At 65.4% G+C, this 14,705-nt stretch carries 11 protein-coding genes; 3 read left to right on the top strand and 8 right to left on the bottom strand.

From position 1 onward, the window contains the following. Positions 1-123 precede the first annotated feature (123 nt). A complete protein-coding gene (locus AB2N08_RS06900) occupies positions 124-2,679 on the top strand; it encodes a chemotaxis protein CheW (RefSeq protein ID WP_367609902.1) in 2,556 nt (851 codons plus the stop codon). Here AB2N08_RS06900 and AB2N08_RS06895 read toward each other — a convergent pair whose 3' ends face one another. The 6 genes from AB2N08_RS06895 to AB2N08_RS06870 all read right to left on the bottom strand — a co-directional run bounded on the left by AB2N08_RS06895 (position 2,680) and on the right by AB2N08_RS06870 (position 8,768). Next, positions 2,680-3,603, bottom strand: a complete 924-nt coding sequence (locus tag AB2N08_RS06895) for an AraC family transcriptional regulator (protein ID WP_367609901.1) — start codon at positions 3,601-3,603, stop codon at positions 2,680-2,682. It lies immediately after the preceding gene. Positions 3,604-3,697: 94 nt separating this feature from the next. Further along, entirely contained in the window at positions 3,698-4,183 is a 486-nt protein-coding gene (locus tag AB2N08_RS06890) for an MSHA biogenesis protein MshP (RefSeq protein ID WP_367609900.1), read from the bottom strand. Continuing rightward, positions 4,180-5,025: a prepilin-type N-terminal cleavage/methylation domain-containing protein gene (locus tag AB2N08_RS06885; protein WP_367609899.1), complete on the bottom strand. Its 846-nt coding sequence runs from the start codon at positions 5,023-5,025 to the stop codon at positions 4,180-4,182. The genes AB2N08_RS06890 and AB2N08_RS06885 overlap by 4 nt, the downstream gene beginning before the upstream one ends. Continuing rightward, positions 5,022-5,477, bottom strand: a complete 456-nt coding sequence (locus AB2N08_RS06880) for a type IV pilus modification PilV family protein (RefSeq protein WP_367609898.1) — start codon at positions 5,475-5,477, stop codon at positions 5,022-5,024. Before AB2N08_RS06880 ends, AB2N08_RS06885 begins: the two co-directional genes overlap by 4 nt. Next, on the bottom strand, positions 5,467-5,946 hold the full coding sequence (locus AB2N08_RS06875) for a pilus assembly FimT family protein (protein ID WP_367609897.1): 480 nt from the start codon (positions 5,944-5,946) through the stop codon (positions 5,467-5,469). Before AB2N08_RS06875 ends, AB2N08_RS06880 begins: the two co-directional genes overlap by 11 nt. Beyond that, positions 5,943-8,768, bottom strand: a complete 2,826-nt coding sequence (locus AB2N08_RS06870) for a DUF6701 domain-containing protein (protein ID WP_367609896.1) — start codon at positions 8,766-8,768, stop codon at positions 5,943-5,945. The genes AB2N08_RS06875 and AB2N08_RS06870 overlap by 4 nt, the downstream gene beginning before the upstream one ends. Positions 8,769-8,956: 188 nt before the next feature. Between AB2N08_RS06870 and AB2N08_RS06865 the strand changes: the two genes are divergently transcribed. Continuing rightward, the gene (locus tag AB2N08_RS06865; RefSeq protein ID WP_367609895.1) at positions 8,957-10,603 is read left to right on the top strand and encodes an ATP-binding domain-containing protein; all 1,647 of its coding nucleotides are present in this window, start codon (positions 8,957-8,959) and stop codon (positions 10,601-10,603) included. A 146-nt stretch (positions 10,604-10,749) separates the two neighbouring features. Here AB2N08_RS06865 and leuA read toward each other — a convergent pair whose 3' ends face one another. Further along, entirely contained in the window at positions 10,750-12,432 is a 1,683-nt protein-coding gene (leuA, locus tag AB2N08_RS06860; protein WP_367610143.1) for a 2-isopropylmalate synthase, read from the bottom strand. 649 nt (positions 12,433-13,081) lie between these two features. Here leuA and AB2N08_RS06855 point away from each other — a divergent pair. Next, positions 13,082-14,191 carry a hypothetical protein gene (locus AB2N08_RS06855; RefSeq protein WP_367609894.1) on the top strand — a complete coding sequence of 370 codons (1,110 nt, stop codon included), beginning with the start codon at positions 13,082-13,084 and terminating at the stop codon, positions 14,189-14,191. A 74-nt stretch (positions 14,192-14,265) separates the two neighbouring features. Here AB2N08_RS06855 and AB2N08_RS06850 read toward each other — a convergent pair whose 3' ends face one another. Further along, positions 14,266-14,577, bottom strand: a complete 312-nt coding sequence (locus AB2N08_RS06850) for an HNH endonuclease (protein ID WP_367609893.1) — start codon at positions 14,575-14,577, stop codon at positions 14,266-14,268. Between the last annotated feature and the right edge of the window lie 128 nt (positions 14,578-14,705).

The following is a 14,705-nucleotide window of genomic DNA, read 5'->3' as shown; positions in this document are numbered from 1 at the left end:
CGCGGGTCGGTGCAGTGGATGTCATGCGCCGATTATAGAAGACCTGCAGCGCAGGCACGGCGCGTGTGCAACCGATTGGCATGTATCTTGCTTTACAGTAAGTAGTTTTCACTTCACCTTCTTATGAACCACGCACACGAAACGCGTCTGGTGGAGACCTTCCTGCCTTATATGGCGGATGTGTCGCAGCGCCAGGCGGCGCTGCACGAGCTGCACCAGACCTGGCGCCTGATCGAGGCGTCTGCAAAAATGAATTGCCCGTTCGAAGCACGCCTGCTGCTGCCGGCCGTGCTGGCCACCCGCACCGACCTGGTGCAGCTCGAGCGCGACCTGGTGACCAATCTGGTGGCCGAAAAGGTGCGCCAGGTGCTGGGCGAGGCGGCCACACGCGCGCAGTATGCACTCGACCTGCTGATACGCAACCTGTTCGAGCGCACCGCCGACGTGGGCTTCCTCGCGGCCGACCTGGACCTGTGCCGGTTTGTCGCCGGCCAGGCGCCGGACCGCGATGCGGCGCGCCGGCGCCTGGTGGCGTACCGCGCCAAGTACACGGTCTACGATGACATCCTGCTGCTCGCGCCGGACGGCGCGGTGCTGGTGCAGGCCGATGCCGATGCCGGGCTCGAGCGCACGAACGACCCACTGGTCGCGGCCACGCTGGACGCCGCCGGCTACGTCGAAACCTTCCGTGCCAGCGACCTGCGGCCGGGCCAGGCGCGCGCGCTGCTGTATTCGCAGACGATGCGCGACCCGGACAGCGGCGCCGCGATTGGCGTGCTGTGCCTGAGCTTTCGCTTCGAGCACGAACTGGCCGCCATCTTCGCGGCCTACGGCGCCGCCGACCTGCGCGCCAACATGCTGCTGCTCGACGCCGACGACCACGTGATCAGCAGCGCCGATCCACTCTGGATCGCGCCCGGCGTGCGGGTGCCGGTCAACCTCGATGACACGGCTGAATCGTTCACCGCATCGCGGATGTTCGCCGGCCGCGAGTACCTGGTGGCGACGGTGGCGTCGAGCGGCTTCCAGGGTTATCCGGGCCCGCGGGGCTGGAAGGCGCAGGTGATGGCGCCGCTCGACCTGGCGTTTCGCGGCGCGCGCCCGGACGCGGCGGCGCAACTGGATCCGCGCATGCTGCAGGGATTGCTCTCGCACGCCCACAGCTTCAGTCCCGCGCTGCATGACCTCATGACGTCGGTCACCGGCGCCACCCAGGCCATCAAGCGCATCGTCTGGAACGGCAAGGTGACGGGCATCGGTGCCGATGCGGGCGCCTCGCTGGACAACAGCCGCCTCAATCCCGTGCTCGACCAGATCACCGAAACGGGCGAACGCAGCGACGCCGCCTTTTCGCAATCGATCGAGGGCCTGTACCAGACCGTGCTCGCATCGAGCCTGCAGGCGGCCGGCTTCACCGCGCAGCTCTTGGTGGACATGCTCGATCGCAGCCTGTACGAGCGCGCCAACGATTGCCGCTGGTGGGCGCTGGCCGGCCAGTTGCGCCAGGCGCTGGCCGACGGCGACAGTCCGGCCCGGGCCGCGGTCATCAGCGCGCTACTGGGCCATATCAACAGCCTGTACACGGTGTACAGTCGCCTGGTCGTGTATGACCGCAGCGGCCGCATCGTCGCGGCCACCGGCACGCAGGACGTGATGGGCATGCAGATCGCCGCCGACACGCTCAGCGCCGTGTGCGGCCTGCGCAGCGAGATGGATCACTACGCCGAGCCGTTCGGCCCGTCGCCGTGGTACGACGGCGCGCCGACCTTCGTGTATCACGCGGCGATCCGCCATCCCGAGCGCGAGAGCGCCGTGGTGGGCGGCATCGGCATCGTGTTCGACAGCGCGGTCGAATTGCGCAATATGCTGGCCAGCGGCGTCGCCGGCCGCGCCGGCATGCACGCGTTTCTCGTCAGCCCCGATGGCGGGGTCTTGTGCGGCACCGATCCCGCGTATCCGGCCGGCGCACTGCTGCCGCTCGAGCGTGCATTGCTCGACACCGCGTCGCAGCACGGCGCCGATAGCCGCATCATCGCGCACGGCGGCCAGTACTGCGTGGCGGCCTGCGCGCGCGCCGAAGGCTATCGCGAATTTCGCGCGACCGGGACGCGCGAACAGCCGGTGCTGTCGGTGCTGCTGCAATCGTTCGGGGCGCTGCGCGAAGACGCCGAGCTGGCGGCGCTGGCCGGCGTCGAACGCGTACACGCCGAACATGAGCACGGCCGCGACTACGCATTGTTCCAGGTCGACGGCGCGCTGCTGGCGTTACCGGCAGGGGCGGTGATCGAGGCGCTGCCGTTCGGCCAGGTCAAGCGCACGCCGCCCTCGGACAGCGCGCGCATCGGCATGCTCGATGTCGATCTGGACGGCGGCCGGCGCCACTTCGTGTGGGTGTTTGACCTGGCGCGGCTGGTGTCGCACCGCCCGCACACGCCGCGCGCGGACGGGCAGGTAATCCTGATGCGCCATGGCGGCATGACGATCGGCCTCCTGGTGGACGACGTGCATTCGGTGCAGCGCTTCGACCCATCGGCGTCGACCCCGATTGGCCTGGCCGGCGACGCGGCGGGGCTGTCGCCTGGTCTGATCAAGGCCAATGGCGGCGATATGCTGATCCAGGAACTCGACCCGCAGCGCATCCTGGCGCGGGTATGCGCCCCGATCGGTGGGGCCAACTAGTCAGCGCATGGCCTGCAGGACGTTGGCGCTGCCACCCTGCAGTGACTGGCGCAGCCGCGTCGAATCGCGCCCGGGCGACAGGCCGAAGAAGCGCGCGTACTCGCGCGAGAACTGCGAGCTGCTCTCGTAACCGACGGCGTGGCCGGCACGCGCCGCATCGGTCGCTCCGGTGAGCATCAGGCGGCGCGCCTCTTGCAGCCGCAGCTGCTTCTGGTACTGCAGGGGGCTCATCGAGGTCACGGTCTTGAAGTGCTCGTGCAATGTGGATGAACTCATGCCCACGTCGCCGGCCAGGCGCTCGACGCTCAGTGGCCGGTTGTAGTTATCCTTGATCCAGCAGATCGCCCGCGTGACCTGCGCCATGCGGCCGTCACCGCGCGCACAGTGGCGCACCACGTCGGCGTGTTCGCCGGTGAGCAGGCGATAATGGAATTCTTTCAGCAGCAGCGGCGCCAGCACCGCGATGTCTTGCGGCGTATCGAGCAGGCGCACCAGGCGGTTGGCGACATCGATCAGCGCCGGCGAGGTCTCGCTCAGGAACAGACCGCGCGCGGGCGGCGTGCTGCGTGCGGCTGGCCGCGCCGGCAGTTCGAGGTCGAGCGCGGCCAGCAACTGCGCATCGAGGTCGATCCGCAGGCACAGATAGGGTTCTTCCTTCGTGGCCAGCGTCACGCAACCGGTCACCGGCAGGTCGACCGACACCACCAGGAACTTGGCCGTGTCGTAGCGGTAGTCCGTGCCGCCGAGCGACACCAGCTTGGCGCCCTGCGCGATGATGCACACCGCCGGCGCGTGCACGACGCGCAGCGGCTCGGTGGTCTCGCCGCTGCAGATCAGCCACATGCCGGGGATGGGACTCTGGTGCATGCCGTCGCCCGGGACATGCTGCGCAATCTGGATGGCGAGGTCGCGGATCGCTTGCATGGACTTTCCTCCGGTGGGTGGGTAGCGTGCCATTAGACCACCGGCGGCGCGCGCGATGGTCCGGAATGATTGCACGATCCTCCGGCGCCGGGGCTCAGGTCTCGCAGAGGCTGAATGTACCGCCCGGCTCGACGACCATGCAGACGGTGGCCATGCGCGCGCGTTCCACGTACTCGGCGTTGGCAACACTGGTAGCGTCGGGGCAGCGCGCGGTACTGCCGTTGCAGGCGACGGCGGTGATCTGCACGATGCGCTTGGTTTGCGAGATGCTCGTCTGGCCGGATGCGCGTTCGCCTTCCTGGTAGTTCTTGAACGAGCAGGTGACGCTGACGTTGAAGCCGGTCTCGGTCTTGAATTGGCCCAGATCGGTGACGCCTGCAGTGCTCAAGCAGGTCTTGAAGCCCCACTCGACGCCGGCGCGCGCCGCAAGGCCGGCCTTGGCGCCGAGCAGCGCCTGGTTCACCGTGCTTTGCTGGGTGCCGGTCAGGCGCAGCAGCCCGGCCGCCATCCCTGCCACCACCACCAGCAGCACGATCGCCGCGATATAGGCGAAACCGGATTGTTGATGAAGGCGGTTCATGGCGTATTGTCCACGTGGGCGCCGAGCGTGAGCGGCACCGATTCGCCCTTGCCGCTCAAGGTCAGCTGGAGCTGGACGAAGCCGCTTTGCTGCGATGCGCCCTGGTTGGCGGAAAAGACGAAGTTGCAGGCCGTGACGCCGGTGGCGACTACCGCCGCAGTGCCAGAGGCGGCGCAGCGCGGCGCCGGCGACAGCGACGGATAGGTCACGCGGCGCAGCGTGCCCGCGCCGATATCGCAGACGTAGGCAACCGTTTGCTCGTTGCCCGGCACGACCATGAAGCGTGCGCCCGTGTAGCCGTCCGGGGCGCGCAGGCCGGGGGCGTCGAGCGTGATGCTGTAGGCGGCAATGCCAGGCGTGGACGACACGGCTGCGCTTCGCACGGTACCGATGTTGGCGCCGCCATGCACATCATTTGGATTCTGGTTGCCGATCACGATCTTGTCTCCAGCGATGGGCAGTTTGGTCGGCTGTGTCAACACATCGAACACGGTCTTCTGGGTCGGGTCATCATCGAGAAACGCGCCCGACGGGGCGGCCGCGCTGTAATCCTGGTCGTTGCGATAGCGCCCGCCATCGCTGCTTGGCACCAGTTCCAGGCATTGGCTGCCACTGACCCGCAGCGAGTTGGGCACGGCGCGGCGCACGTCCCACACGATCCGGCGCAGCGCGGTATCGGCCTGACCCGTCAATGCCGCGCGCTGGCCCACCACCAGGTAGGCGCGAATCGCCGGCAACACCTGCATGGCGAAGATGCCGCCGATGATCCCGATCAGCACGATGACGACGATCAGCTCGACGAGCGAGAAACCGCGTTGGGGCTTGATGGACGAACGCTTCACGGCCTGGTTCTCCAGCCGGTCAGCACCAGGCTTTGCTCGCCGTTCCAGACGGTGACGACGATGCGCTTCACATCCGCCGTTTGCACGCCCGGCAGCGTCTGCGCGGCGGCGCCCACCGTCACGGCGACCCGGTAGCGTTCGAGGCCGGCGATGGCATTGCCGTCGACGTCGGTCACGGCCTGTTTTTTGTAGTCGGTGAAATCGTCGAGCTCGTCGTACTGCGCGCGCGTGGCGTCCTGGCCCGTGATCGTGGACTCGTACGGCTTGAGCATCACTTCTTCCATCATCGTCTCGCCGATCGCCAGCATCTGCTGCGTGATCAGGGGATCGGTGCTGGCAATGCTGGCGCGGTTATACACCGTCACCAGGCCCGCCAGCGCGATGCCGACAATGACCATGGCCACCACCAGTTCGATCAGCGTGACGCCGGCCATGCGCCGCTTATTCGACATAGCCGGTGCTCCCTTCCAGCCTGATCGTGCGCTGGGGTTGGCCATCGAGCTGGATCGTGATGTTGACCATGCCAAGCGGCGTACCGGCGGGCGCGCCGGTGATCGTGCCATCCGGCTGGAAGTACAGTTGGGAAGGCGGATCCTTGATGGCGACCGTCGCATCGCTGCTGTCGTACGTGCCGTTCTCGGCGCCTTTCAGATCGGCGTCGCAGCCTGTGTTCGATGCCAGCTCGGAGGTTCGAATGCGCATGTTCACCGTGCGCGCCGTCAGGCCAACGCACACCAGGCGCCGGTGCGCCACGGCCGACTTTTGCGCATGGCGCAGCGCGCTGGCCACCTGATCGCCGAAGACCAGCGCGCCGGTGGTGTTCCCGCCCATCAGTTTGGGAATGCCGATCGCGGCCAGCACGCCGACCATCACCATCACCATGATCAGTTCGACCATCGTGAAGCCGCCCTCGCGCGTCAATTGAACACCTCGCGCACATGGATGATGCGGCGGTTTTCGGCCGGCAAGATGCCGAAGGTGGCGCGCGCCGACGGGTCTGTCGGCTTCGGCACCTCCGCCGGCCCCGAGCACGTGACCTGCGTGCGCATCCAGGGCATCTTGCTGGCGGTGCTGGCGCCCTTGGTGGACAGGCATGACGTGTCCAGCCCGGACGCACCGAGGTTGATGGCCACGTTGATCGAGCCCGGCTGGCTGCTCGTGAGCGGCAGCACGCCTGCGCCTTTCGTCAGTTTCACCGGCTGCTGGATGGCGGGCGGCGTGCTACCCGTTGACGTGGTTTGTGCGAAGGCAGTCGCCGGGATCACCGTAAAGCTGTCCTGATCGTTCAGCACCCAGCTCTTGCCGCTCCAGTATTCGACCGTCACCGGCATCTCGATCGGATTCGTGCCAGTGCGGCCGAAGCGGCTGCCGATGCGCACACGACCGGTGCGGATCCACGGGCGCGCCTGTTCCGTCTCGGCCAGGCCAGTGCCTACCGGCGCGGTGGCGGACGTGATGAACAATTCCGGCTTGGTCTCGCCATTGTCGGCGCGCAGGCGGATTTGCAGCGGCGCCTGCCTGGGGGTCGTGAAGGCCGGCTGTGGAATCGGCTGCTCGGTCAACGGCGTCACGCCGGACGAAAAGCCATTGGCCGCGTACGTGCCGCTCAGCGTGCCGGGTGTGGTCGTGAAGGGCGTGCCGTTCTCTTGCAGCGCGCTGAACCTGATGGTCTGACCGGCGCCGAAGCCTTTCGGATAATTTTTCGTCAGCTCGCCCTTGCGGTTGATGGCCGTGAGCTTGAGCATGATCGGTTCGCCCGCATAGTAGAAGTTGGCGGCCTTGCGCGCCGCGTCGTTCAGCTCGACCTGGAACGCCCACGGCACGAACGGGCCGACCTTCGCCGTGCAGACGGTGCCCACCATGCCGCCGGTCGTGCTGCTGATGCCGATGGCGCTGCCGAGGAAGTTGGCCCGGGTGGCCAACAGGTCAAGGTAGCCCGCTTCGTTGAAGTTCATCGTGGCCGTCGCCACGCCTTGCGTGAACTCCACCGCCACGCTGGGCAGGTTGCCGGTCAGGCCACCGCCGATACAATCGGGGCCGAGCGTCGTCAGCGTCGCGTTCTTGCCCAGCACCGTGTCGGCGTTCAGGCCGGCCGCATGGAAATTCGGCGTGATGTCGCCCGCCAGGTTCTCGGCCAGCAGCTTCACGTTGAAGTCGGCGCCGGCGCGCAGGCCTGCGGTGATCTCGAAATCGACATGGTCCGGCGCCACGATGAATTCATCCTTGCCCGTGATCTTGTCGAACTTGGCGTTGAGCGCCACCTTGCCGGCGTCGGGATAGACCAGCGTGAGCTTGCCCGTGCCGGTGCTGTCGAAGCTGGTGGCCAGGGGCGTCGTGCCGGTCGTGTTGCAGGCAAACGACTTTGTGTCGTTCGCCACGGTTGGCGTGGAATCCAGGCTCATGCTGAGTTTGCCCGACGTCGGCAGCACGTAGTTGCAGCTGTACTCGACGTTCTTCGTTTCGTTGTTAAAGCCCGGGACGCAAGCGGTGGCCGTCGAATTGGCCTTGAGCGCCTGGATCGTGGCGGTGATGGCGTTGCCGGCCTTGTGATCGGCGACCTTGATGTCGAAGTTGACGTCGCCGGTGAAGTTCATGTCGCAGCTGGACGTCCTGGTTGCGCTGTTGAGGCACTGGACCGAGGCCGAGGTGCCGGTCAGCGCGAGCTTGACGACGCCGCTGGCGATGCTCGATACGTTGGCCGTCGTGGTGCCGGTGGCGCCGGTGTTGATCGCGGCGCCGCCCGGTTGCAGCGTCGCGCTGGCGCCGCCGGTGAAGTGCGGCGCGCTGCAGCTGCTGTTGGCGCAGGCAGTGACGGTAACGCTTTCGCCCGTGCAGGTGCCGGCGCTGCCGTCGTGCGTGATCAGCAGGTATTGCAATGCGCCCGTCGCCGGCTTGGCTGACTCGCACGTCGGGCCATTGGCGCTGTTGACCGGATTGCCGCTCTGGTTGTCCACGCAGTCGCACATGCCGGCGCGCGTGCCCGATTTGCAGATGATCTTCTTGGCCACGCGGCCGTTCCACTCCAGCTTCGCGAAGTCGACCGCCGCGTTGCCGGTGATGAGCGCGTTCGAGGTCTGCAGCGTCATCTGGCCGGTGTCGACGTCGCCGTCGATGGTGCTGCCGGAACCGAGGTACAGGCTGGTGGTCGCCTTGACGTTGCCGGTGATTTTGACCGGCGTGCCGATGGTGATGGCGGTGCCGGTGACCGGGCCGGTGATCGTGGTGTTCGACGCGATCTGTACGGCGCCGGTGGAGACCACCGTGCCGGTGATCTGCAGCGTCGAACCGGTACCGAGCATCATGCTCGCGGCAGTGATGTCGGCCCGGATGGTCTGCGGCTGGGCGCCGACCGAGAAGGTCTTGCCCGCGCTGAACGAGCCGCCCGTGATGCTGATGTTACTGGTCGTGATGTCGCCGATGTTCAGGTTGCCGGTACTGGTCAGGCGCGCGGTGCCCGACATGGTCAGGTACTGGGTGTACTGGAACGCGACATCCGACTGTACGTTGACGGTGTAGCCGGTGTCGATGACGACCCGGTCGTCATACGCCAGCCCTGCGGTGCTGGGACAGGTGTATACCTTGCCAGACAGCGAGCAGCCGGAAATCGACGCGCCGCCGAAGCGATACGTCACGCCGGCCTGCGCCGCGCCGCAAGCGATCAGCATCAGCAGCGCGCACAGCACCAGGGCGCAGCGGCGCAGCGCCATGCTCAGGATGTCCGGGAACGCTGATGGGAAATACACAAGGGAGCCTGCACGAAACGGGATGAGCGAAAGTGTGCACCGAATTGCCGTCAGGCCACAATAGATTTTTCGCTCAGGCAACCATTCGACGGTTTTCCACGGCCCGAGTGCGTGCTGTGGACAACGGTGTGTGACTATCGTGCAAACAGTCTTACAATAGTTTCCACCTTATTAACGTAGCGGACACCATGGCCCATATCCAACCAAGCGGCTGGCGCGAGATGTCCGTCACGGGCGCCGCCGCCCGCGAAATCGAGACGCTGGCGTATCTCGAGCAGCGCCTGGCCGACACGCCGTACGTGATCTACCACGGCGTGCACTGGACGAACGTCGAGCAGGGCTACTCGGTGTATGGCGATGTCGACTTCATCGTGCTCGCGCCGAACGGGCGCATCCTGGTGATCGAGCAGGTCGCCGGCTTCCTGAACGAGACGCCGGAGGGCCTGGTGAAAAGCTACCAGGGCAAGCCGCGCAAGATCCGCACGCAGATCCTGGCCACCATCGAAGGCCTGGCCAAGCGCTACCAGGGCGCGCTGTCGATTGACTACCTGCTGTACTGCCCCGACTACATCGTGCGCGACGCGCCTTTGGCCGGCATCGACGCCGACCACATCATCGACGCGTCCAACAAACCCAAGCTGGCGCGCGTGATCCGCGAAGCGCTGCCGGTCACCGAACGCACCGACGACTTCGACAAGGTCACGCGTTTTCTGGGCGACACGCTCAATCTGCGGCCCGATCCGAGCGCCATGATCGGCAATGCAGTGGCCATGGTCACCAAGCTGTCGGGCGGCCTGACGACGTGGGCGCGGCGGCTCGAGTTCTCGCCTTTCCGGCTGCACGTGATCGGCACCGCCGGCAGCGGCAAGACCCAGCTGGCGCTGGCCGAATACACGGCCGCGATCGACGCCGGCCTGCGGCCTTTGTACGTCTGCTTCAACCGGCCGCTGGCCGACCACATCGAACGGCTGGTGCCCAGCGGGGGGCGGGTGGCGACCTTCCACATGCTGTCCGACGCCTGGCTGCGCGCGCAGGACGTCACGCCCGATTACGCCGCGCTCGATGTGTGGGACAAGATCGAAACGTCGATGGCCGACGCCACCTTGCCCGAGACCTGGCAATTCGATGTCGTGATCGTCGACGAAGGCCAGGATTTTTCGGTGGCATGGCGCGACATCGTGCTGCGCATGCTGAAAGAGGGCGGGCGCGCGATCTGGATGGAAGACCCTGACCAGAACCTGTATGGCCGCGCGATGGTGCCGCTGCCGGGCTGGGTGACGCTGCACTCGCACACCAACTACCGCAGCCCGCGCCAGATCGTCGACATGCTCACGTCCATCGGCGCGTCGCACCAGCCGGTGGAGGCGGGCAGCCCGTTCAAGGGCGCCGACATTGAAGAACTGACCTATCCGGAAGGCGACGTGGAAGCGATGCTGGCGCAGACGCGACGCGCGGTAACGTCCTGCCTGGCCGCCGGCTTCGGCCGGCAAGACATCGCGATCTGCGCGTTTCGCGGCCGCGAAAAATCCGCGATCCTGCAGCTTGATCGGCTGAGCGACGCGCACTCGCTGCGCTCGTTTACCGGGGCGTATGATTTGTTTGGCAATCCGGTGTTTCGTGAAGGCGGGCTGCTGGCTGAATCGGTGTACCGGTTCAAGGGGCAGTCGGCGCCGGCACTGATTTTTACCGAGATCGATTTCGAGGAGCTCGACGAGCGGGCGCTGCGCAAACTGTTCGTGGGGATGACGCGGGCGCGATTGAAACTCGTGCTGGTGATGAGTGAGAGGGCGTCGTTGCAGATTGTGGATCGGATGAGCGGGCGGGACTTCGGTTGATGAACTTGGGTCCCCGCCAAGGCGCCCGGCGAGGGCGGGGACGACGGTTTTTAGGCCAACGTGCGTTGCAAACAGTCCGCAACGCCGCCCTTACTGATCACTAAACCAACGTCGCTCCCGCGAAGGCGGGAGCCCAAGTTTCTCACTTATGCCGCCAACGCATCCGAATTCGGCTCCGCACTCACCACATGCCGGTTCACCGCCGACAGCACCGACTTGAACGACGCCGTCACGATATTGCTGTCGATGCCGACACCGAACAGCGTCGGCCCATTCCCCACCCGCAGCTCGACATAGCACGCTGCACGTGCATCGGCGCCCGAGCCGATCGCATGCTCGTGATAATCCATCAGGCGAATCTCCAGGCCCAGCGCCGTGACGAAGGCGTCGATCGGCCCGTTGCCCCGGCCCGAGAACACCTGCGGCGCATGGTGGCGCGCCACGTCGACTTCGAGCTGCACGTCGTGCGCGCTGTCTTCCGTCATGCGGTGCGCGATGTAGTGATACGGCTCTTCTTGATCCAGGTACTCGCGCGCGAACAGTGCGTGCAGGTCCGCCGGGTTGATTTCGCGGCCGCTCTCGTCGGCCTGGCGCTGCACCACGCGCGAGAACTCGATCTGCAGACGGCGCGGCAGTTGCAGGCCGTATTCCTGTTCGAGCAGATACGCCATGCCGCCCTTGCCCGACTGGCTGTTGACGCGGATGACCGCATCGTAGCTGCGACCCAGGTCAGCCGGATCGATCGGCAGGTACGGCACTTCCCAGATGGCGTCGGCCTGCTGCTTGGCGAAGCCCTTCTTGATCGCATCCTGGTGCGAACCAGAGAACGCCGTGAACACCAGATCGCCCGCATACGGATGGCGCGGGTGCACGGGCAGCTGGTTGCAATCCTCGACCAGCTGGCGCACCGCGTCGATGTCCGAGAAGTCCAGGCCCGGGTGCACGCCCTGCGTGTACAAATTCATCGCCAGCGTGACCAGGTCGACGTTGCCGGTGCGCTCGCCGTTACCGAACAGGCAGCCCTCGACGCGGTCGGCGCCGGCCATCACCGCCAGTTCGGCGGCAGCGACGGCGGTGCCGCGGTCGTTGTGCGGGTGGACGCTGATGACGAGCGATTCGCGGTTGTTCAGATTGCGGCACATCCACTCGATCTGGTCGGCGTAGACGTTCGGCGTGGCCGCTTCGACGGTCGATGGCAGGTTGACGATCATCTTGTTCTGCGGCGTCGGCTGCCAGACGGCGCTGACCGCATCGGTGATCTGCTTCGAGAAATCGAGCTCGGTCGTCGAGAACGATTCCGGCGAATACTCCAGACCCCACTGGGTCTGCGGATGCTCGGCGACCAGGTCCTTGATCAGCTGCGTGCCCTTGACGGCAATCTGCACGATCTCGTCGCGCTCCATATTGAACACCACGCGGCGGAACACCGGCGCGACTGAGTTGTAGACGTGGACGATGGCGCGCTTGGCGCCGACCGCCGATTCCACGGTGCGGCGAATCAGCTCATCGCGCGACTGGGTCAGCACGATGATGGTGACGTCGTCCGGAATGTGCTTGTCGTCGACGAGCATGCGCACGAAATCGAAATCGGTCTGCGACGCGGACGGGAAGCCGACCTCGATCTCCTTGATGCCGATCTTGACCAGCATCTTGAAGAAGCGCAGCTTTTTCTCGGGACTCATCGGCTCGATCAAGGCCTGGTTACCGTCGCGCAGGTCGGTGCTCATCCAGATCGGTGGCGTGGTGATGGTGCGGCTTGGCCACTGGCGGTCGGCCAGGTCGATGGCTGGGAAGGGACGGTACTTGGCGGCAGGGTTGTTCAACATGATCGGGTGCTCCTGATGGGTTTGTTCACTGGGCTTTGCGGGCGTGGGTGGCGGAGGCTGCCGGGCGGGCCACGAAACGCGAGGCCCGGCAACCGGTCGGTAGTTTTAGCAGCGCCAGTGCGAATGAAACGCGAGCGCTCGCCGCCAAGATGGACCCGGTGAGGAAAAACGATGGTGCGAATTGTGGCGTGGTAGACATCTGGGCGACTTCCTGCTGCTGTTGAGACCGGCGAGTGCCGGGCGTACGGCCGAACGATCAGGCGCGTAGTAGCAGTGCAGCTAGCGATAGCGCGCCAGCGGCAGGGAGAAAGTTCGACAGATGCAGGGTGAAAGACATAATTTCGACTTTAAGGAACTCGGCGCCGTATGTCAAGCGGACAATTGCCGCATGTGGAAAAGAAAGTACGGGGATTCTGGACAGTCGCCGCCTAGTTAAATCAGCTCTCTCGTTCTTTTGTTAGCCTAAAAACGTCGTTCCCGCGAAGGCGGGAACCCAAGTACGCAGCGCACCACCAATGTATTTTGGCCCGCTCAGGAGGCGGGCAAAACGATGACGTCCGCAACAGTTTATGCGCCTGCCATGGCCAGTAGCACCTGCACGCCCGATGCCGCGTGATAGCATCGTCCGCGATACTTTCTGGAGAATCCAACAATGCGCCGCCCCGTAACCGATGTGTCCCGCCTCCGCCTGAAACTCCTCGGCGCCACCGTCCTGATGGCGCTGGTCGCCGGCTGCGGCGACGGCATCCCGAAGGACAAGGACGACGAAGACGACGACACGCCCCCACCCGCACCAACGGCAGCGCTCTCGGTCTTCGCCGGTGACCCGACCGCCGACGGCACGATGGACGGCACCGGCAGCGCGGCACGCTTCAACAACCCACACGGCCTGGCGATCGACAGCAGCGGCAATGTGTACGTGGCCGACCGCGGCAACTACACCATCCGCAAGATCACGCCGGAAGGCGTCGTCACCACGCTGGCGGGCGGCGCAGGGCAGAGCCGACTCACCAACGGCGCCGCCGCCAATGCGCGCTTCGTCAATCCAGTGGCGTTGACAGTGGGGAGCGGCGGCACGGTGTATGTCGCGGATGATTTGGCTATCCGGAGCATCACGTCGGCGGGGCAGGTCGCGACGGTGACGACGATCCCGATTGGCGGCAACGTCGCGACGGCGAGCCGGCCCGAAGTGACACCAGGCGCGATTGCGGTCGATGCCAATAACAATCTCTACATCACCAACAACTACGGCACGCGCCGGTTCGCCATCGGCGCGGCCACGACGGGGATACTGGAAGGGCAGAACACGGTGGGCGACCTGTTCGGCACGCGCACGATGGCGCCGCGTGGGCTGGCGGTCGATAGCAGCAATGTTGTGTACTTGTTCGACCTCGAGCGCGAGATCAGCCGCTGGAATCCGACGGCGAATTTTGGGTCGGACAATCTGTTTACGATTGCAGGCGCGCAAAATGCTCGCGGCGCGATAAACGGCACCGGCAATGCGGCGCGGTTCGAGCAGGTGGTGGCGCTGACGGTTGATCTGCAGGGCACTGTGTATGCGGCCGATGCGGTGAATAATCTGGTGCGCAGGATTACACCAGCTGGCGTGGTGACTACGGTGGCTGGGACGACGCGGGCGACGACGTTGCGCGTCGGGGATTTGCCGGGGAGCTTGGGCGAAGTGCGCGGTGCTGTTACGGATGGCAAAGGGCTGCTGTATGTGACGTCCGGGAATGCAGTGGTCAAGATTCGGTTGCCGTAAGCGCCCCGGCCGTCCGCGAACCTACCGCCTGCTGGCATCAAACGCGCCAGCAGAAAATCGCTTGAGTTAGGTTGTCAATCGAACGACGGCGCCTCGATGATGAGTCGAGGAATTTTATGACACAAGGCGAGCTTGAATTCATCGCGATCGATGGAAGAATGGCAGCGACGATGACAATTCGGGCACAAGGCGGCGGCATTGGTCGTGGTATCGGAATCGTGGCTCGACAGTGGCATGACGTGATGGACTTCGAGGTAAGGCAAGCCGTCGCCCCCCATGAACGGCACAAGAGCATCACAGCCTTCGCAGCGACCGTTCGCAGCTTGCAGGACCCACGCATTTACTGCCGGGTCACGAACGTATGATGTCGTGATCGTCGACAGCATGGTTGTTGTAAGCTGCCAAGTGGGCGGCCATTCAGGCCTATGAGTGCCCTGACAGATCCTATGGCACTGTTGAGTAGACCCATCAAAAACACCAATTTGATGTCAACAATCTCCTACCTCCCTGTTGC

This window comes from Massilia aurea (assembly GCF_040790145.1).
GTDB lineage: Bacteria > Pseudomonadota > Gammaproteobacteria > Burkholderiales > Burkholderiaceae_D > Telluria > Telluria aurea_C.
This window is presented reverse-complemented; position numbering and strand designations above follow the sequence as displayed.

Bases quoted from the DNA above. Each gene is read 5' to 3' on its own strand.
- AB2N08_RS06865 (WP_367609895.1), top strand. From the start codon at position 8,957: ATGGCCCATATCCAACCAAGCGGCTGGCGCGAGATGTCCGTCACGGGC.
- AB2N08_RS06880 (WP_367609898.1), bottom strand. From the start codon at position 5,477: ATGTCGAATAAGCGGCGCATGGCCGGCGTCACGCTGATCGAACTGGTG.
- AB2N08_RS06855 (WP_367609894.1), top strand. From the start codon at position 13,082: ATGCGCCGCCCCGTAACCGATGTGTCCCGCCTCCGCCTGAAACTCCTC.
- AB2N08_RS06895 (WP_367609901.1), bottom strand. From the start codon at position 3,603: ATGCAAGCGATCCGCGACCTCGCCATCCAGATTGCGCAGCATGTCCCG.
- AB2N08_RS06850 (WP_367609893.1), bottom strand. From the start codon at position 14,577: ATGCTGTCGACGATCACGACATCATACGTTCGTGACCCGGCAGTAAAT.
- AB2N08_RS06900 (WP_367609902.1), top strand. From the start codon at position 124: ATGAACCACGCACACGAAACGCGTCTGGTGGAGACCTTCCTGCCTTAT.
- AB2N08_RS06890 (WP_367609900.1), bottom strand. From the start codon at position 4,183: ATGAACCGCCTTCATCAACAATCCGGTTTCGCCTATATCGCGGCGATC.